Annotated in this window: 18 protein-coding genes; 17 read left to right on the forward strand and 1 reads right to left on the reverse strand. The window is 31.1% G+C overall.

Going from position 1 to position 19662, the window contains the following annotated elements:
- The first annotated feature begins 14 nt into the window (after positions 1-14).
- The 13 genes from IPK06_13840 to IPK06_13900 all read left to right on the forward strand — a co-directional run bounded on the left by IPK06_13840 (position 15) and on the right by IPK06_13900 (position 11774).
- Positions 15-779, forward strand: coding sequence for an SDR family oxidoreductase (locus IPK06_13840; protein MBK7981057.1), 765 nt, complete (start codon positions 15-17; stop codon positions 777-779).
- 65 nt (positions 780-844) lie between these two features.
- Positions 845-1480, forward strand: coding sequence for an HAD family hydrolase (locus tag IPK06_13845; protein ID MBK7981058.1), 636 nt, complete (start codon positions 845-847; stop codon positions 1478-1480).
- Between the two features lie 101 nt (positions 1481-1581).
- Positions 1582-2343 (forward strand): enoyl-CoA hydratase/isomerase family protein, encoded by a 762-nt coding sequence (locus IPK06_13850; protein ID MBK7981059.1) that lies wholly within the window; start codon positions 1582-1584, stop codon positions 2341-2343.
- Between the two features lie 6 nt (positions 2344-2349).
- Positions 2350-3585, forward strand: coding sequence for a metallophosphoesterase (locus IPK06_13855; GenBank protein ID MBK7981060.1), 1236 nt, complete (start codon positions 2350-2352; stop codon positions 3583-3585).
- Positions 3586-3591: 6 nt separating this feature from the next.
- Complete coding sequence (locus IPK06_13860; protein MBK7981061.1) at positions 3592-4776, forward strand: hypothetical protein; 1185 nt, start codon at positions 3592-3594, stop codon at positions 4774-4776.
- A 75-nt stretch (positions 4777-4851) separates the two neighbouring features.
- Entirely contained in the window at positions 4852-5307 is a 456-nt protein-coding gene (locus IPK06_13865) for a DUF2147 domain-containing protein (protein ID MBK7981062.1), read from the forward strand.
- Positions 5308-5390: 83 nt separating this feature from the next.
- Positions 5391-5891, forward strand: coding sequence for a DinB family protein (locus tag IPK06_13870; GenBank protein MBK7981063.1), 501 nt, complete (start codon positions 5391-5393; stop codon positions 5889-5891).
- 60 nt (positions 5892-5951) lie between these two features.
- Positions 5952-6755, forward strand: coding sequence for an MOSC domain-containing protein (locus IPK06_13875; GenBank protein ID MBK7981064.1), 804 nt, complete (start codon positions 5952-5954; stop codon positions 6753-6755).
- A gap of 279 nt (positions 6756-7034) precedes the next feature.
- On the forward strand, positions 7035-8399 hold the full coding sequence (locus tag IPK06_13880) for a TrpB-like pyridoxal phosphate-dependent enzyme (GenBank protein ID MBK7981065.1): 1365 nt from the start codon (positions 7035-7037) through the stop codon (positions 8397-8399).
- 18 nt (positions 8400-8417) lie between these two features.
- Entirely contained in the window at positions 8418-8948 is a 531-nt protein-coding gene (locus IPK06_13885; GenBank protein MBK7981066.1) for an SRPBCC family protein, read from the forward strand.
- Positions 8949-9144: 196 nt separating this feature from the next.
- Positions 9145-10269 (forward strand): beta-lactamase family protein, encoded by a 1125-nt coding sequence (locus tag IPK06_13890; protein MBK7981067.1) that lies wholly within the window; start codon positions 9145-9147, stop codon positions 10267-10269.
- A gap of 5 nt (positions 10270-10274) precedes the next feature.
- On the forward strand, positions 10275-10847 hold the full coding sequence (locus IPK06_13895) for a DUF4126 domain-containing protein (protein ID MBK7981068.1): 573 nt from the start codon (positions 10275-10277) through the stop codon (positions 10845-10847).
- Positions 10848-10889: 42 nt separating this feature from the next.
- On the forward strand, positions 10890-11774 hold the full coding sequence (locus tag IPK06_13900; protein MBK7981069.1) for a hypothetical protein: 885 nt from the start codon (positions 10890-10892) through the stop codon (positions 11772-11774).
- Between the two features lie 77 nt (positions 11775-11851).
- Here IPK06_13900 and IPK06_13905 read toward each other — a convergent pair whose 3' ends face one another.
- Complete coding sequence (locus tag IPK06_13905) at positions 11852-14104, reverse strand: NADP-dependent malic enzyme (GenBank protein MBK7981070.1); 2253 nt, start codon at positions 14102-14104, stop codon at positions 11852-11854.
- A gap of 372 nt (positions 14105-14476) precedes the next feature.
- On the opposite strand from IPK06_13905, the gene IPK06_13910 reads away from it, so the two are divergent.
- The 4 genes from IPK06_13910 (at position 14477) to IPK06_13925 (ending at position 19596) form a co-directional block, all read left to right on the forward strand.
- A complete protein-coding gene (locus IPK06_13910; GenBank protein ID MBK7981071.1) occupies positions 14477-15142 on the forward strand; it encodes a DUF2461 domain-containing protein in 666 nt (221 codons plus the stop codon).
- Positions 15143-15167: 25 nt separating this feature from the next.
- Positions 15168-16709, forward strand: a complete 1542-nt coding sequence (locus tag IPK06_13915; GenBank protein MBK7981072.1) for a M28 family peptidase — start codon at positions 15168-15170, stop codon at positions 16707-16709.
- 199 nt (positions 16710-16908) lie between these two features.
- Positions 16909-18801 (forward strand): M1 family metallopeptidase, encoded by a 1893-nt coding sequence (locus IPK06_13920; GenBank protein MBK7981073.1) that lies wholly within the window; start codon positions 16909-16911, stop codon positions 18799-18801.
- A gap of 186 nt (positions 18802-18987) precedes the next feature.
- Positions 18988-19596, forward strand: a complete 609-nt coding sequence (locus IPK06_13925; GenBank protein ID MBK7981074.1) for a DUF502 domain-containing protein — start codon at positions 18988-18990, stop codon at positions 19594-19596.
- Positions 19597-19662: the final 66 nt, after the last annotated feature.

Raw genomic sequence — 19662 nt, forward strand, 5'->3', positions numbered from 1 at the left:
ACTGAGGTGAATAAATGAGCGAATGGAATTTACAAGGTAAAAAGGCTCTCATTTCCGGAGGTACAAAAGGTATTGGTTTAGCTATTGCAGATGAATTTTTAAAGCTTGGCGCAGATATTTTTATTGTGGCAAGGAATAAAAATTTATTGAAAGAAAAACAATTTCAATGGAATAAAAAAGGTTACGTTGCATTAAGTTCAGCAAAAGATTTAAGTAATGCGGATGACAGAAACGAATTGGTAAACGAAGTAAAAGATAATTGGGAAAATATTGATTTTTTAATCAATAATGTTGGAACAAATATTCGAAAAAAAACGATAGAATTTACCGTTGACGAATATGAAAAAGTAATTGATACAAATTTAATTTCCGCTTTTGAACTTTCCAGGCTTTTTTATCCATTGCTTAGAAAATCTGAATATGCAAGCGTTGTAAATATTACGTCGGTTGCCGGATTAACACACTTGCGCACCGGTTCACCTTATGCAATGACTAAAGCCGCAATGGTTCAACTTACAAGAAATTTGGCGGTCGAATGGGCTGAAGAAAATATACGCGTTAACGCTATTGCGCCTTGGTATATTGATACACCGCTAGTTGAAAATTTAATGAAGGATGAAGATTATCTTAAAGCCGTAATTGAAAGAACACCGATGAAAAGAATCGGTAAACCCGAAGAAGTAGCTTCGCTGGCAGCATTTTTATGTATGGAAAAGTCTTCTTATATAACCGGACAAACAATAGCAGTTGACGGCGGATTTACAATTTATGGATTTTAAGTTTCAGTAAAATTTATAGTTATTTACAAAATGTAGGTTAATAAAAATATTATATAAAGGCAGCAATGATAGAATGCGTTGTATTTGATTTAGACGGAACGCTCGTCAATTCACATGAAAATATTTATAAGGCGGCAGTTAAAACTTTAGAAAAGTTAAATCTTTCTACAAATGTAGATAAAGAAATATTTTACAATTTATTGGGTCATCACTTCAAAGTTATTTTTGACGGCTGTAATGTATATGTTCCTGATGTTGAGCAATTTATTGACGAATACAAAAAACTTTACTTTGATTTTATTGATGAATCAAGCTTATATAAAAATTCTAAACAATTGCTGGAATTCTTGCATTCAAAAAATGTTAAAACCGGATTACTAACTACAAAAGCTCAAGATCAAGCAGAAAATATTTGTGCGCATTTTGGACTTACAAAATATTTAGACGTGATTGAAGGAAGAAAAATAGGAATACCCATAAAACCAGCTCCGGACCAATTCTTTAAAATTTGTAAAGAAGTAAACGCCGATCCGGTAAATTCTTTAATGGTTGGAGATACTGAATTGGATATTCTTTGCGGAAAAAGCGCCGGTGCAAAAACCGCGGTTGTTGCATACGGTTATAGAAAATTGGAAGAACTTAAAACCTATGATCCGGATTATTATATAAATGATCTAATAGAAATTAAAGAAATTATTTAATTCTGTTTGTCAATTAAAATTAATTTTATGGGAATTTAATTAAATGAAAATCGAATGCCGGTTAGTTTTGTAGTTATTGAAATTATTTTTTTAGGCAAAATATGAATAAAGGTTTTGTAAAATTAGAAGTTAAAAACAAAATTGCTGAAATCACCTTTTATCATCCCAAAAGCAATTCACTGCCGTCAAGTTTGATTAAACAAATAATAGAAAAATTCAATCAACTCTCTGAAGACGAAAATGTTAATGTAATAATTCTGCAAAGTGAGGGCGAAAAAACATTTTGTGCCGGCGCTTCTTTTGATGAACTAATTGAGATAAATAATTTTGACGACGGGAAAAAATTCTTTTTAAACTTTGCAAACCTTATAAATTCTATTAGAAAATGTAGAAAGATTGTTATTGGAAAAATAGTAGGAAAAGTTGTCGGCGGCGGAGTTGGTTTGGTTTCTGTTTGCGATTATAATTTTGCTACAAAAGATTCGTCACTCAAATTAAGTGAACTGGCTTTAGGTTTGGGTCCTTTTGTTGTTGGTCCACCAATAGAGAGAAAAATTGGCAAAGAAGCTTTTGTTGAAATGTCGCTTGATTGCGAATGGCGCTCTGCCGAATGGGCAAAACAGCATGGATTTTACAATGAAGTTTTTGATTCCATTGATGAGCTGAATAAAAAGTTGAATGATTTTACTTTACAATTATGCGAACGAAGTCCGGTTGCTTTATCTCAATTAAAATTAATGTATTGGGAAGGAACCGAGCATTGGGATAAATTGTTAGAGCAAAGAGCAGAAAATAGCGGTAAGTTAGTTTTATCGGATTTTACAAAAAAGTTTATACAAAAATTTAAAGATGGATCTAATTAGAAAACTATGCCGTTTGCCGTTAAAGTAATACTCGTTTTACTTTCAGTCATTCTTTTAGAAATTTACTTTGTTAAAAGAGTGGTAAATTCCATAAAGTTTATTTTTCCAAAATTTTCAGATAGGAAAATAAAAGTTGGCAAATGGATTTTTCTTACACTTGTCAATATTTATCCAATAATAGCTATAACTGCGTGGATTTACGTACTTTTAAATAATATCGGATATTTTCAGCCGCCGGAAAATATTTTCTTTGATTATTTTGTTCTTTATCCATTTTGGGTCGGTACAATTATAATTGTGCAATCAACATTATTTTTTCTTCTTCTAGAAATTTTACATTTAACAATTCTTCCATTTATAAAAAATGTTAAGCCCAAAATTAATCGCATAAAATCCGCATTATTTTTCGTCATATTTATTTGCGCGTTTATTTATGTGCCCTTCAGAATAATTTATGATTATAAATCGGTAGAAATAAATGAGGTTTCATTTTATAAGGAAGAAATTCCGGAAAGCTTAAATGGATTTAAAATAGCGTTTATTTCGGATATTCAAGCAGATAGATATACGGATGAAAAAAGACTTACCAATTTTATTGAAAAAGTAAATTCTACAAATCCAGATTTAATTTTAATGGCCGGGGATATGATTACAAGCACTCCGGATTATATTGAGTTTTCAGCACATCAATTAAGTAAGCTTAAACCGAAATATGGAATTTTTACTTGCGTCGGCGATCATGATAATTGGGCTTATAGAGGAGATAATAAAAGGAGCTTAAAAGAAGTCACCATAGCCTTAAACAAAGTAAATATTCCAATGATTGATAATAATAAACTGCATTTAGGTATTGATGGCGCAAACATTGAAGTAAGTTTTATAACTAACACATATGTTGAAAAAGCCAGTGAAAATATTTTAGATTCATTGACTAAAAATAATACTAAAGCAGATTTACGGATATTTCTCACACATCAGCCAATGGAATTTTTGATTAAAAAAGCCGAAGAAAAAAACTTTGATTTATTTTTAGCGGGACATACTCACGGCGGACAAATTACGTTTTTATTTCCGTTCATCAACCTTTCGCCTACACAAATTGAAACACCATATATGCGAGGAGAATTTAAATTCGGTAAAACTTTAATGGTTGTAACTCGTGGATTGGGCATGTCGCTTGCTCCGGTAAGATATAATTCAACTCCGGAAATAACTATTATTAAAATTAAAAGTAAATCATAAAACGAAATGAAAATAATAAAGAATTCTATATTGTTTAGTTTTCTTTTAACTCAACTTAATTTTACCCAAAGTTTAACCGGTCTCTACAGAAATTTTATTTCCGATAGTGTATTTTCAAACAAGAATATCTTGAATTCATTGGAAATAAATCTTCAAAGAAATTCTAAATTAAATCCGGACTTAATATACTCTACAATCGAAAGTTACAATAATTATAATGATACATTGCTATTGCCAAAATTGTTGGATGATCTAAAAAGTAATGAAAGATTTTGGTTAATTAAAAGAAGTGATTGGGCAAAACATACATTATCAAAAATTAATGAAATCGGCAGCGATGAATTGACATTTCTTTCTTCCGGTTTATTTAAAAAACTATTTATTCAAATTATACCAAAACAAAATGACGCGGATATTGTTTCGTCCATGCGTGAATTTGAACAGCGAAGTTTTTATTCAATGATATTTTACAATAACGATTCTACGATGTTGTTTGATAAAAATATGAATTATGAAAATTTGAAAACACAAACTCGAAATAAAATTAAAAATAGAATTGAAAATTTTTCATTTTTTGAAAATCATAATTTTACAAATGAAGAGTTTTTACTGTCAATTATAAATAATTGGTATTTATTATATGAAGATCAAGATTTGGCATATGAAATAATTGCCGAATATTTTAACAATAAAAAACTAAATGAAAACCGAAAAAGATTATCAATATATTTTAATTCTGTTTATGCAAATAATGGAATAGGAAGTATACCGGATCTGAAAAATACTTGGGGAAGTGAAAAATCTGTTATGGATGAAAGTGAAAGTATTTATCAGCTTAGTCTTGGAGTTGGTTACAAAATTTATTTTAATAAAAGAACATTTCCATTTTCTTATTTAGATGTGATAGGATTTTATGCATTTGGAATCAGCGATGCGATATTAAATAGTTATGGAATAAAATTATCATTTCCAATTTTTCATCATGATGTATTTAATGTTGAGCTTTCTTCCATTTTTTCTCAAAACGAATATTCTTATAAGCCATTTAAAATAAAATATACAAAGGAAAAATTTTATGTAATTCCAATGTTGGATGCTTCGATTGATATATATAAAGGATTTGGCGCCGAATTTTCTTTTGGATTTAATTATGGGTCAATTAATATATATTACAACACTTCCTTTTTGTAAAATATAAAGGAAATTAAATTGATTTTAATGAGAATTAAAGTAATTTTTAACCACAATACTTTTTAGGAGTTTTATATGAAGAAAATATTTTATTTAGTACCAGTTGTTATAGCATTTTTATTAAGCGCAAATATTTATGCTCAGAAAGAAAAAGTTGAAGGACTTTGGAAAACAATTGATGATGAAACAGGTCAGCCTAAATCCATTGTTAAAATTTATGTAAAAGATGGAAAAGTTTATGGAGACGTTGTAAAATTATTTAGAAAAGCCGGAGAAGATCCGGATCCCGTTTGCGATAAATGTGATGATGAAGACGCACGAAAAAATAAAAAAATATTGGGAATGACAATTATCACCGATATGAAAAAAGGAGATGACGGAGTTTGGGAAGATGGAGAAATTCTCGATCCTAAAAAGGGAAAAGTTTATGATTGCAAACTTTGGGTCGAAAATGGAAAACTTCAGGTTCGCGGATACGTTTTGTTTTTCCATAGAACACAAGAATGGCTTAAATACGAAGGTGAAATTTAAATTTTATTTATAATGTAAAGATCACATCTCTTTTTTTAGAGATGGGATCTTTAATAATTAAAAGCACATAAGTAAAAACAAAGATGTCATCTCAAAAGCAGAGATGCAATTGTGTTGTTAAGAAAGGTAAAAAACCAATGCTTAAAGATAATTTGATAAAAATATTCGATAGAGATATTGAGAAATTGCGTAACGAAATTTCTTTGTTTGAAAACGAAGAAAATTTGTGGAAAGTTTTTGGCGATATAAAAAATTCCTCGGGAAATTTGGCTTTGCATTTATGCGGAAATTTAAAACATTATATCGGTTACATGCTCGGTGGTTTTGAATATAAAAGAGAAAGAGATAAAGAATTTTCGGCAAAAAATATCCCCCAAAATGAAATTATTCAAAATATAGAGGAAGCAAAAATAATAGTACTGAAAACATTAACTAATTTTGACGAATCAAGATATTCAGAAATATTCAAAGAAAAAATTTCTCTCGGCGAAGTTGAAATTGGGCAGTTTTTACTTCACTTACTAACTCATCTTAATTATCATTTGGGACAAATAAATTATTTGCGAAGAATGCAAATTAATTAGTACTTTGGATGTAATTATTACTGCGGTCATTTTTAAATATCGGAAACATTTTAAGATTTTATGTCTAACTATAAATTAACACAGATAAACATATTTCCCGTAAAATCATTATCCGGAATTTCACTTCGAGAATCAAAAGTTGAAGAAAGAGGTTTGTGTTATGATAGAAGATGGATGCTCGTAGATCTTGAAAATATGTTTCTCACTCAAAGACTTTTACCCAAAATGATTTTCATTGATGTAAAAATTGAGAATGATCATTTGGTCATTATCCATAAAAGAAAAAAAATTGAATCGATAAAAATCTCACTTTCTGAATTCCCAGTTAAAAAAACTAAAGTTCAAATTTGGGAAGATTTTTGCGACTCACTTGAATATGATAATTTTATAAATGAATGGTTTAGCGAAGCATTGGACTTTAAGTGTAAATTGGTTTATATGCCCGATTTATTTGAACGAAAAACCAGTACAAAATATTATCCCGAAAGTAAAAATGTAAGTTTTGCGGATGGTTATCCTTTTTTAATTATTGGAGAAGAATCGTTAAATTTATTAAACGGCAAACTCGTCAATCAAATTTCAATGGATCAGTTCAGACCTAATTTTGTTTTTGCCGGCGGGAATGCTCATGATGAAGATGATTGGAAAGATATAAAGATTGGGAATTTGCGATTCACAATTGTTAAACCTTGTGCAAGATGTGTAATTACAACAATCGATCAGCGGAGCGGAAATAAAAACAAAGAACCATTATCAACATTAAGCACTTATAGAAATTTTGATAATAAAATACTGTTTGGTCAAAATGTAATTGCCCATTATGAAGGGATTATTAAGGTTGGTGATCAAATTATTTTAAAATAAATCGATTAAACAATTTTAAAAACTCATCTTTCATCAGCTTTCAAAATAACCTCAATAAATCTCACGGCTTAATAATGATATGAAAATTCAATATTTATATTTATTAATCAAACATTCTTAATGAATATTCTTTCATTAAAGCTGATAAACTCATCTGAATTTAAGCAAAAAATGTAAAAAAAATTAGTTTTCACGTTGCATCAATAAAAATATAGTAATATTTTCCATGCTAATTATTCCTTCAGTTAACAAATAAATTAATTACAAAACAGGATAATTATGGATAAGCAAAAAAAATACCTTTTAGATGAAAAAGATATACCGACACAATGGTACAATGTTCAAGCAGATATGCCAAACCCAATGCTGCCGCCGTTACACCCTGGAACAAAACAGCCGGTAGGACCGGAAGATTTGGCTCCGATTTTTCCGATGGAATTAATTAAACAAGAAGTAACAAAAGAAAGATGGATTGATATTCCCGATGAAGTAAGAGAAATTTATAAGGAATGGCGTGTAACTCCATTAATTAGAGCATTCGGTTTGGAAAAACTTTTAGATACACCTGCAAAAATTTACTATAAATATGAAGGAGTTAGTCCGGCGGGTTCACATAAACTCAATACAGCGCTTGCGCAAGCTTATTATAATAAAATGGAAGGCGTTAAAAAAATTACAACCGAAACCGGAGCTGGTCAATGGGGAAGCGCATTAGCATACGCGTGTCAGAAATTTGGCATTGATTTGGAAATATTTATGGTTAAGGTTAGTTATAATCAAAAACCGTATAGAAAATTAATGATGAACACTTGGGGCGCAAATGTTTTTGCGTCACCGACAGAATTAACAGATTCCGGAAAGAAAATTTTAGCCGAAGATCCTAATTCACCGGGCAGTTTAGGCATTGCAATTTCTGAAGCGGTTGAACGAGCAGTTAAAGATCCATTGGCAAAATATTCTTTGGGAAGCGTATTAAATCATGTTCTTCTTCATCAAACCGTAATTGGATTAGAAGCAATAAAGCAGATGGAATTAGCGGGAGATTTTCCTGATGTTGTAATTGCTCCTTTAGGCGGCGGATCAAATTTTGCTGGAATTTCATTTCCATTTTTAAGATATAAATTAGCCGAAGGTAAAAACGTAAGATGCGTTGCCGTTGAACCCGCTTCATGTCCAAAACTTACTAAAGGTGAATTCCGATATGACTTTGGAGATTCGGTTGGATTAACCCCGCTCATTCCAATGTATACATTAGGACATAATTTTGTTCCGGCTCCTATTCATGCCGGTGGATTAAGATATCATGGAGCTAGCGCTTTGGCAAGTCAGCTTCTTAAAGACAAATTAATAGAAGCGGTCGCTCTCCAGCAATTAGAATGTTTTGATGCCGGAGTAAAATTCGCGAATGCTGAAGGAATTATTCCAGCACCTGAATCAACGCATGGAATTGCCGCAGTAGTTAGGGAAGCCAACAATGCAAAAGAAGAAGGAAAATCAAAAACAATATTATTTAATTTAAGCGGTCATGGTCATTTTGATATGGGCGCATATCAGGATTATTTTGAAGGAAAACTTCACGACTATCATTTGACAGAAGAGGAATTACATTCCGGCTTAAAAAAATTAGATACTCCCAAAATTTGAACAAAGGTGAGGTAAAATATGAAAATACTTAAAATTCTTTTAAAAGTTATAATTGTTATCATTGTTCTTTTTTTAGTAGTCGCTCTTTTTCTTCCTTCAGAATATAAAGTTGAGCGAAGTATTGAAATAAATCAACCCGTAGAAGTTGTGTATAATTATGTCGCCGACTTTAACAATTTCTATAAGTGGAATCCTTGGACGCCATTCGAACCCGGTCATAAAGTTGTTGTAACAGGTGACTCGGCGGCGGTAGGACAAAAATATTTTTGGGAAGGAAAAACCATTGGTTCCGGAGAAATGGTTTTCACCGAATTAAAACCTTACAGTTTAATTAAAGCGGATATTGAGTTTTTAACTCCACAGCATGGAACCGGAAAAGTCGACTTTGTATTTGTGCCAAATGGAAATTCCACAAAATTCAGTTGGTCAATTAGTGGCGACGCGGATTATTTAGTTGGAAGGTATATGGGTTTAATGATGGACATGATTTTAGGCAAAAATTTTGAAGACGGCGCAAAAACGCTTAAAGAAAAATGCGAAGCAATGTAAATTTGGTTTTTAATTTATTACTCAACAACTTTATTAAATTTCTATATTAAAATAACCTTCGAGGTTATAAAAACCTCGGAGGTTTCTTCAAGTAAAAGGTAATTATATTCCATACAATTCTAAAATTAGTCGAGATTTTTATTCAATAAAAAATTATCTTCAAAGTTTTAATTGAAAAAATTACGTCTATAAAATTATGCTCAAAAAATACGCTGCTCTGTTCATCGGTTTAATATCTGTAATATTTGTTTTTCTATATAAATTTTATTCGACGGATGAAACAATAATTTCCAATGAAAATAAAATCGCGTTAACAAAGGAACAAGTTTTAAAATCAAATGAAATAAATAAATATTTTAAGCATAAAAGCAAGGTTAATGGTTTTAACGGAAATGTGCTTTTTGCCGAAAACGGAAATATAATTTATGAAAATTCTTTTGGTTATTCAGACCTCGGATCAAAAACAAAAAATGATTTAAATACAAAATTCCAATTAGCTTCAGTGTCAAAACCATTTACCGCTTATGCTATATTACTGCTTAAACAAAGAAACGAACTAAATTTGGATGATTCCGTGCAACAATATTTTCCTGATTTTCCATATAATGGAATAACAATTAAACTGCTGTTGATTCATAAATCAGGCTTGCCCGAGTATTTCTATTTTACCGAGAAACTTTGGAATGAAAAAGATAAAGAAATTACAAACTCGGATGTAATCAATTTAATGATAGATAAATTTCCCAACAGATATTTTTTGCCGGATAAAAAATATAATTACATAAATACCAATTATTGTATTCTTGCAGCTATTGTTGAAAAAATAACCGGAGATAGTTTTAATGAATTTATGAAGGAAGAAATATTTGAAGAATTAGGCATGAAAAATACATTTATATATAATCAGGAAAATATAAGCTCATACAAAGATATTGCGGTTGGGTACGAAAGAGAAAAAATAAAAGCGCAGGATACATTTTTAAATGGCGTTGTTGGCGATAAAGGAGTTTATACGACCGTTGAAGATATGTTAAAATTCGATCAGGCATTATACAAAGGAGAACCTGTACAATCCGAAATATTGGAAGAAGCATTTAAGCCTATGCACGAAAAACTTTTAATAAATGACAATTACGGATTGGGCTGGAGAATAAATGCGGAAGATTCAACAAATAAAATAGTCTATCATACAGGATGGTGGAAAGGTTTTAGAACTTATTTTATTAGAGAGTTGGGAAAGAAAAAAACTATTATTATTTTAAGCAACCTCTCAAATAAGGCAAAATTTGGAACAAAAGAATTGATAGAGTTATTTAATTGAGTATGATAAATTTTGAAACAATAATTAGTGTATTTTTAGGAATCAGTCTTGCCGCAGCAGTGGGCTTTAGAATTTTTGTGCCGCTATTGGTCATGAGCATTGCTTCATTTTTCGGTTATTTAAACCTTTCCTCGGGATTTGAATGGATTAGCACTTTGCCTGCTTTAATAATATTTGGCGCAGCGACACTTTTTGAAATCGCGGGTTATTATATTCCTTTTATAGATAATTTTTTAGACGCTATCGCTTCACCAACCGCGGTTATAGCCGGATCAATTGTAATGGCTTCATCAATTGTTGAATTAGATCCTTTAGTTAAATGGGTTCTCGCAATTGTTGCCGGCGGCGGCGCAGCTGGTTTGGTTCAAAGTTTAACTACCATAACACGCGGAACTTCATCTTTAACAACCGGCGGATTAGGAAATCATGTGGTTTCCACTACCGAAGCCGGAGCTTCATTTGGTATTTCAATTCTCGCAATTTTATTTCCAATTTTTATCGGAATTCTTGTTATTCTTTTTCTAACTTGGACAGTTAAAAAAGTATATAACAAATTGCTTAAATCATCATCAAAATAATTTAGAAAGTACATTAACATCAGAAAAATTTAACAGGTGACTATGAATAAGTTATTATATCTCTTAATATTCATTTTTATAAGTAACATTTTATACTGCCAAACAATTTCAGGAAAGGTATCAGATTCTTCTATTGGAATAACATTTAACGTTCCTAATAATTGGAAAGGTCAGCAAATTCCGCAAGGTTATATTTTTGTCTCCGATATTGAAAAAGGATTTATTTTAGTTACACCGCATAATTTTAAAACAATTGATGAGATTGTTGAAAATGCAAATATGGGAATAAATGAAAATAATGGAACAGTTTTATCTTTGAGCGATAAATTGGAAATTAATGAAAATTCTGTTGCGGGTATATTTAAAGGTTTTTTAGAGGGACAAGCAGCGATATCCTTTGCCAAGAGTTTAATGTCGCCGTTTGGCGGCGGAGTTGCCGTATTTGTGTTTGTCGAATCTGAAAATTATTCCGAAAAGTATAAAGAATTTGTAAACGAAATTTGCAACAGCTTAAAATTTTCAGAGCCGGTAAGATCATCATTAGAAAATGAATTAGAGCAAATTTTAAATAACTGCAGATTGACATATATGAATAATTATAACAGCGGCTACGGAAGCGGTGGGATTCAAGATAAAATAATAATTGATTTATGCGAACAAGGATATTTTAATTATTATGACGAAAGTCAAGTTGTTATGAATGCGGACGATGTAAGCGGATATTCTTCCGGCAACAAAAATAACACCGGAAATTGGAATGTAATTGCAAGAGGTGATCAAGGTACACTTATTTTAAATTTTGACGATGGAAATATTGCCGAATATAATTTGACTTTTGAAGGCGAGAAAACATTTTTAAATGGCAATAGATTTTTTAGAACTTATAAAGACAGTAATGTTGAAGGAACTCAGCCGGATTGTTTTTGAAATTATAAAAAGAACGCGGATTGTTATGAAATAATTAAAACATATTCACTAATTATCCGCGTTCAGAATAAAATATACTATTTATTATTCATCGCTTCAACAGCCGCAATTGCAGATAAATTAATAATATCATCAACTGAAACATCTCTTTGCAGAACATGAACAGGTTTTTTCATTCCCATTAATATTGGTCCAATAACTGTAGCTTCGGTCAATCTATTTAAAAGTTTATAAGCAATATTACCGGCATCAAGATTTGGGAATATAAGTACATTCGCCCCGCCTCTAATTTTTGCAAAAGGAAACTCATGTTCTATAATTTCGGGCACAACAGCAGTGTCTGCCTGCATTTCACCGTCAATAATAATATCGGGACGTAATTCATTTACAATTTTTACGGCATCTCTAACTTTGTTAGATTCCGGGTAATTAGTGCTTCCGAAATTACTGAAAGAAAGCATCGCAACAACGGGTTGAATATCAAATTGTTTTGCGGTATCCGCGGCGCTTATCGCTATTTCAGCAAGTTGCTCGGCATTTGGATTTACGTTAACGGTAGTATCAGCTAAAAAATATACTTTTCTATTTATGATAACTATGTATAATCCGGAAACAATTTTAAATCCTTTTTTAACGCCGATTGTTTCCAAAGCAGGTTTTATTGTTGTTGGATAACTATGACCTAAACCGCCTATTAATGCGTGAGCATCGCCCATTAAAACAAGCATAGAACCCAAATAATTAGGAAGTTTCATCAGTTCTTTCGCTTCGTTTAATGTTAATCCTTTTCTTTGTCGCAGTTTATAAAATTCCTGTGCAAATTCATTATGCTTAGCAAAATTATTAGGATCAACAATTTCGAATTTCGTTTTTTCATAACCAAGCTCATCCAATTTCTTTTCAATTATTTCACGGTTACCTATTAAAATAGGGATGCTTATATTATCGTTCAACGCGGAATTTGCGGCTCTAATTATTTTTTCTTCTTCTCCTTCGGCATAAACAATTTTTCTTGGGTTTTTCTGGGCTTTATGTATCATCATTCTAATAATTTCCGTAGAATAGCCCAGACGTTCTTTTAGCTGCTCTTCATATTTAACCCAATCATTTATTTGAATTCGAGCAACGCCTGTTTCCATTGCGGCTTTTGCGACAGCGGGTGCAACTTTCCACAAAACCCTGCCGTCAAACGGTTTTGGAATAATATAATTTGTACCAAATTCAAAATCAGTTCCTCCGTAAGCACGAATTACAGCGTCCGGAACTTTTTCTTTAGCCAAATTTGCCAAAGCTTTTGTCGCGGCCATTTTCATTTCTTCATTAATCGCGCTTGCTCTAACATCCAAAGCTCCTCTAAAAATAAAAGGAAAACCCAAAACATTGTTTACTTGATTTGGATAATCGCTTCTGCCTGTGGCCATAATTATATCTGTTCTAACAGAAGTAGCTTCTTCATATGTTATTTCAGGATCAGGATTTGCCATTGCGAATACAATTGGATTAGGCGCCATAGATATTACCATTTCTTTGGAAACAACATTTGCTTTCGATAATCCAATAAAAACGTCCGCATCTTTCATTCCATCTTCTAATGTTGGATAATGAATATCTTGAGCAAATTCCATTTTCTGCGAATTTAAATCCGTTCTTCCTTTATGAATATGACCTTTTGAATCGAACATTGCAATATTTTTTACGTTCACACCGGCGCTAATGTAAAGTTTACAGCAAGATACCGCAGCGGCTCCGGCTCCGGACACCACCAATCTTAAATCAGAAAGTTTTTTATTTGCCAATTCTGCAGCATTAATTAAAGCCGCGCATGAAATAATTGCTGTTCCATGCTGATCGTCATGAAAAACAGGAATATTCATAGTTCGTTTTAATTCTTCTTCAATTTCAAAGCACTCTGGCGCCTTAATATCTTCTAAATTTATTCCGCCAAATGTGGGTTCCAATAATTGAACGGCTCTAATTACTTCTTTTGGATCTTTGGTTTTTAGTTCGATATCAAAAACATCAATATCTGCAAAACGTTTAAATAAAACTCCTTTTCCTTCCATTACAGGTTTGCCTGCTTCGGGACCAATATCACCTAATCCCAATACTGCTGTGCCATTACTCACAACCGCAACTAAATTTCCTTTAGCGGTATATTGATAAACATCTTCCGGCTTTTTTTCTATTTCTCTGCATGGCTCGGCAACGCCGGGAGTGTAAGCTAATGATAAATCTCTTGCTGTAAAGCAAGGCTTAGAAGCGATAACTTCTACTTTTCCTTTTCTGCCCTCCGAGTGATATTTAAGGGCTTCTTCTTTGGTAACGCTCATAATTAATAATCCTCTTATTAATATCTTGAATATATTTTAAAATTGTTCTGCCAAATAAAAATTTCGTTCTCTCAAATATTTTTTGGAAAAATAAATATAAGTCTTAATTTTTGATTTATAGTATAAAATTTTTTGTAATATTTTTGAATTTGATATTGATCTTCTTTGGATTTGCTAAGGTAAAATTTTAGTATGTAGAGAATATTTTTCGTAACTGCTCTGAGAAATGAAAATCTAAATATTCATTACTAAAATACGGACTTTTTTAATTCATTACTATAAAAATTATTTTTGAATTTATTTGATTTTTTATCGTGAGTAATAATTATTTTTTCATTATGTGTAAAATTTTTTAAGAAAGGAAAAACAAGTATGAACTTTTTTTCAAAAGATTTTATTGAGTTTATGAGCGAATTGGAAAAAAATAACAATCGCGATTGGTTTACTGCCAATAAATCAAGATATGAAAAATTTGTAAAAGTTCCATTTGAAAATTTTGTTCAGCATATGATTTATAAATTTCAAGAAATAGATGAAAATTTAATGATAACCCCGAACGAAGCAATTTTTAGAATTTACCGTGATATAAGATTTAGTAAAGATAAAACTCCGTATAAAACACATGTATCGGCGATAATTGCCAACGGCGGAAGAAAAAATTTTAGAGATCCCGGAGTTTATATTGAAATCAAATACGACAAATTGAATTTTTACAGCGGAATTTATGAAATGAGCAAAGAACAAATTTATAACACAAGAAAATATATAGTTTCGCATTTAAAAGAATTTGATAAATTATTGAACGAAAAAGATTTTAAAAAATATTTCAAAACTATTCAGGGTGAGCAAAACAAAGTAATTCCCGCGGAATTTAAAGAAGCGGTTCAAAGTCAGCCGTTAATTGCGAACAAGCAATTTTACTATTTTCATACGTTACCGCAAAATAAAATTTTAAGCAAAAATTTAACCGATGACTTAGTGAAACTTTATTTGTGCGCAAAACCTATGAATAATTTTTTAACAAATGCCGTTAAGTAAAAATTGAAATTTTGAAGGGGAAAAATTGAAATCACAAAATAAAATAAATACGTTAATTCTCATCCTAATTTCCTTTACCGCCGTGTTTTCTCAAATTGAAAAAGGAAATTTAAATTCATATAATTATGTGAAATCGAATTTGGAGTTTCTTGCTTCCGATGAATTGGAAGGAAGAGAAATTGGTTCAAGAGGAGAAAAAATCGCGTCGCTGTTCATATCCGAAGAGCTGGAAAAATATGGAGTAAAACCATTTGGAGAAAATGGAACCTATTTCCAGAATTTCAATATTTTTGCCGAAGGATTTGATGAGGGCGCTAATGTAGCGTTTCAATTTGAAGACAGTTCAAAAATAGTTTATGAAAACGGGACCGATGTTTGTTTTTTATCAAGAAATCTTCCATCTGAAAAAAGCGCAAATAAATTATTTAATATTGTATTTGTCGGTTATGGAATAGAATCCGATGAAGATAATTATAACAGCTATAAAGATATTGATGTAAATGGAAAAGTTGTAATTTGCTTGAACGGAAGTCCGAAAAAAGACGGAAAAGAAATTTTAAGCGAAAATACAGTAAGAAAATATAAACGGTCAAACGCAAAGAATGAAACGGCAAAAGAAAAAGGCGCCGCGGCATTAATTGTTATTGCGGATGACGGGATACTAAATTTCTGGAATTATATTCAACAGATGGCAACATCGAAAAAATATTTTCTTGAAAGTGAATTAAAAACGGAAGATCAAAATGATATTCCATCAGTTGTGCTGAATGAAAATGCGGCTAAAACTTTATTGGCTAACGAAAAATACAATTTGGATTACATAAATAATAATTTATCAGATCCAGCAAACTTTGAATTGAAGACAAAAATTAAACTTAATTATAAAATTTTAAGTGAAAAAAAAGTAGCGCGGAATGTTATCGGAGTGATTGAAGGAAATGATACTAATCTAAAAAATGAATTTGTGGCAATAGGCGCGCATTATGACCATGAAGGAATTAAAGGAAATCAAATTTATAATGGCGCTGATGATAATGGATCCGGTACCGTAACAATTTTAGAAACGGCTAGAAGATTGGCACTCGAAAAAAATAATAAAAGATCAATTCTTGTAATTTTTCACACCGGTGAAGAAAAAGGATTGTTGGGTGCTGAGTATCTTACAAAGAACAGCAATTTTATAGATAAAATTATTTCCTATACAAACATTGATATGGTCGGAAGAGAAAGCGAAGATTCAATTTATTGTATTGGCGCCAGCAAATTGAGTAAGGAATTGGGGAAATTGGTAGAAGACGCAAATCAAAGCTCGGCTAAATTCTATTTGAATTATAAATTTGATGATCCCAACGATCCGAATAGATTTTATTATAGAAGCGATCATATTCATTATGCTGAAAAAGGAATTCCAATTGCTTTTTTTTACGATTATATGAACGAAGATTATCATAAACCGACCGACGATGTTGAGAAAATTAATTTTAATAAAATTTTAAAAACTGTTGATCTATTGGAAAATTTGACGATCAGTATTTCTAATCTTGATCATAAATTAAAATTGGATTGAAACAATAATTAAATTTAGTTATTCAATTTATTCTTAATAAACGAAGTCATTTAATGCCTTCGAGAAATGAGAGTCTTAAAGTAAAATAATTTAAATGCCGCTAAATATTGAGAATAGAAAAACATAATTGTCTTGATGGCAATGTTTTAATAAATATTATACAAAAACATTTACTGAATTATTTAAGGAACAATTTTCAATGAAGTTTTTATTTCTATTCACAATATTTTTTATTTCACAAATTCACTCTCAGCAAATCTCAATTTATACTCCTTTCGAAATTCAAAACGCTATAAAAAATGAGACCAGAACATTGACCGGCATACCGGGAAAAAATTATTGGCAGAATAAAAGCAATTATAATATTTGTGTAGAAGTTAATACGGAAACCGGTTTGCTTACCGGTGAAGAAAAAATTAAATATTTTAATAATAGTCCTGATTCATTAGATAGAATTGTAATCAGACTTTATCAGGATATTGCCAAAACAAACGCTTCGAGAAATTGGTTTGTAAACGCAAAATATTTAAATGAAGGTGTAGAACTTAAAGAATTAAAAATAAACAATAAAAATTATGATCTAAGCGATACCAGTAAAAGTGTATTTAGAGGTTCAACAAATTTAAGCGTAAAATTAGATAAAATTCTCTATTCAAAATCTGAATTGAACATTGAAGTGAAGTGGCAGTTTGTTATTCCAAAAGATTTTAAACTCAGAATGGGAAATTACGGAAACGGTAATTTCTTTGTCGCTTATTGGTATCCGCAAATTGCTGTTTATGATGACATTGATGGCTGGGATACTCATGATTATCAAGGTACGGTGGAATTTTATAATGATTTCAATAATTACAACGTACAGCTGAAAATTCCGGCAGGATATATCGCTTGGGCAACCGGAGAATTGCAAAACGCGGATAAAGTTTTAAGGAAAGATATTTTTGAGAAATATCAAAAGGCAAAAATATCTGACGAAACAATAAGAATTATTACTCCGGAAGATTATAATAAAGGTTTGGTAACTTCTGATAACGTAATAAACATTTGGAATTTTAAGGCTGATAATGTAACCGATTTTTCATTCGCGCTGAGTAATAGTTATAATTGGGATGGCGCAAGCGTAGTTGTGGATGATAAAACCGGTAGAAGAGCGTTGTCCGATGTTGTTTATAATAATGGAACAATTCATTATGATAAAGCTGCGGAATATTCGCGAGAATCTTTAAAATATTTGTCACATCAAATACCGGGATTTTCTTATCCGTATTCTCATGTAACTTCTTTTTGTAATGGCGGCAAAAGCGGCGGTATGGAAACCCCGATGATGGCAAATGACGGCGCTCCTGAAAAATTAGAAAATCATATCGGATTAATTTTTCATGAAATAGCGCACAATTATTTTCCTTTTATGATGGGAACAAACGAAAGAAAATATGCTTGGATGGATGAAGGCTGGGCATCGTTTCTTCCGAAAGATGTTGTTGATAAATATGTCCCGGAATATGATTATTTAAAAAACAGAGTAAATGGATTTGAAAGGACCGCGGGTTATGAATCCGAACTTCCACCCATGGTTGTTTCATATTCTTATTTAACGGATTATTCAAGAACCGGATTTTATGATAGACCTTCTGTCGCGTATTATCAACTAAAAGAATTACTCGGTAATGAACTCTTTAAAGACGCAATTTATGAATATATTGACAAATGGAACGGAAAACATCCTGTTCCGTTGGATTTTTTTAATATAATAAATGAAGCCGCAAAAGAAGATCTATCATGGTTTTGGAAACCTTGGTTTTATGAATTCGGTTATCCGGATTTGGCAATAGAAAATGTGGAAATTCTTAATGGAAAAATTTCCACAAAAGTTGCAAAAAAAGGAAACATTCCTACAAACGTAAAAGTGATATTTGAATTTGAAGATGGAACAAACGAAACTGTGGAAAAATCAGCATGCGTTTGGAAAGGCGGAAATAATTCAATAAATGTAAATATTGAAAGTAATAAAAAATTGAGTAAAGTAACAGTTGGCGATAAACACATTCCCGATTCTGTTAAAGGAAATGATGTTTATAAAGTTTCCAACTAGTATATAAAAATTTAAAGACACGATATTTTAAAAATCGCAATTACAATAAAATTTATCTTAAATATAAATTAGGCTTTTATCAAAACCGGTAAAAGCCTTTTTTATTTTAAACTTTACTTTAAAATCGAATTAAGTTGAAAGATTTTAATAATTTTAAAATGTAAATTTTTTTTGATTGAGGAAATTATGACCAGATTTAAATCGTTTATTACTACAACTTTCATCGGTGGATTTCTAATTTTTCTTCCGCTTGTAATTTTAGCAATTACAATAAATTGGATTTTTGAGGTTGTTTCAGATAACCTAAATCCCATTTCTTCTTTATTGGTGCAGACTACAAAAGTTCACGAATATTTGGCGTTTTTAATTTCCGTTATAATTTTTCTTGGAGTTTGTTTTTTGCTCGGATTGTTTGTAAGAACTCGTTACGGAAACGTAGCTTACAATTTGTTTGAAGAAAATATCCTTAAAAAAGTTCCGGGTTACAGAATAATAAAAGAAACAATCGTTCAGCTTTTCGGAAGTCAAAAAAATCTTTTTTCAGGAGTTGCATTAATAAATTTATTTGGAAATGAAACTTTAACAACGGCATTTATCACCGATGAACATTCAAACGGATGGTTTACGGTTTTTATTCCTTCAGGTCCGGCTCCAACTGCGGGATTTACATATCATCTTCCGCCGAAATATGTTCATAAAATTAATTACCCAATTGATTTGGCAATGAAGACAATTATTAGTCTTGGCGCGGGATCAAAAAACATACTTGAAATGTATAATGTAGAAAATAAGTAAAAATTGTAAATTGTTTATTTAGATAACCGGAACTTATTTGGAGCTGTAAATAAATATTATTTAATT

This window comes from Ignavibacteriota bacterium (genome assembly GCA_016713565.1).
In the GTDB taxonomy this organism is placed as follows: Bacteria; Bacteroidota; Ignavibacteria; order Ignavibacteriales; family Melioribacteraceae.

What these genes read in the sequence shown, in the direction of transcription:
- IPK06_13840 (MBK7981057.1), top strand. Translation starts at nt 15, where the DNA reads ATGAGCGAATGGAATTTACAAGGTAAAAAGGCTCTCATTTCCGGAGGT.
- IPK06_13845 (MBK7981058.1), top strand. Translation starts at nt 845, where the DNA reads ATGATAGAATGCGTTGTATTTGATTTAGACGGAACGCTCGTCAATTCA.
- IPK06_13850 (MBK7981059.1), top strand. Translation starts at nt 1,582, where the DNA reads ATGAATAAAGGTTTTGTAAAATTAGAAGTTAAAAACAAAATTGCTGAA.
- IPK06_13855 (MBK7981060.1), top strand. Translation starts at nt 2,350, where the DNA reads ATGCCGTTTGCCGTTAAAGTAATACTCGTTTTACTTTCAGTCATTCTT.
- IPK06_13860 (MBK7981061.1), top strand. Translation starts at nt 3,592, where the DNA reads ATGAAAATAATAAAGAATTCTATATTGTTTAGTTTTCTTTTAACTCAA.
- IPK06_13865 (MBK7981062.1), top strand. Translation starts at nt 4,852, where the DNA reads ATGAAGAAAATATTTTATTTAGTACCAGTTGTTATAGCATTTTTATTA.
- IPK06_13870 (MBK7981063.1), top strand. Translation starts at nt 5,391, where the DNA reads ATGTCATCTCAAAAGCAGAGATGCAATTGTGTTGTTAAGAAAGGTAAA.
- IPK06_13875 (MBK7981064.1), top strand. Translation starts at nt 5,952, where the DNA reads ATGTCTAACTATAAATTAACACAGATAAACATATTTCCCGTAAAATCA.
- IPK06_13880 (MBK7981065.1), top strand. Translation starts at nt 7,035, where the DNA reads ATGGATAAGCAAAAAAAATACCTTTTAGATGAAAAAGATATACCGACA.
- IPK06_13885 (MBK7981066.1), top strand. Translation starts at nt 8,418, where the DNA reads ATGAAAATACTTAAAATTCTTTTAAAAGTTATAATTGTTATCATTGTT.
- IPK06_13890 (MBK7981067.1), top strand. Translation starts at nt 9,145, where the DNA reads ATGCTCAAAAAATACGCTGCTCTGTTCATCGGTTTAATATCTGTAATA.
- IPK06_13900 (MBK7981069.1), top strand. Translation starts at nt 10,890, where the DNA reads ATGAATAAGTTATTATATCTCTTAATATTCATTTTTATAAGTAACATT.
- IPK06_13905 (MBK7981070.1), bottom strand. Translation starts at nt 14,104, where the DNA reads ATGAGCGTTACCAAAGAAGAAGCCCTTAAATATCACTCGGAGGGCAGA.
- IPK06_13910 (MBK7981071.1), top strand. Translation starts at nt 14,477, where the DNA reads ATGAACTTTTTTTCAAAAGATTTTATTGAGTTTATGAGCGAATTGGAA.
- IPK06_13920 (MBK7981073.1), top strand. Translation starts at nt 16,909, where the DNA reads ATGAAGTTTTTATTTCTATTCACAATATTTTTTATTTCACAAATTCAC.
- IPK06_13925 (MBK7981074.1), top strand. Translation starts at nt 18,988, where the DNA reads ATGACCAGATTTAAATCGTTTATTACTACAACTTTCATCGGTGGATTT.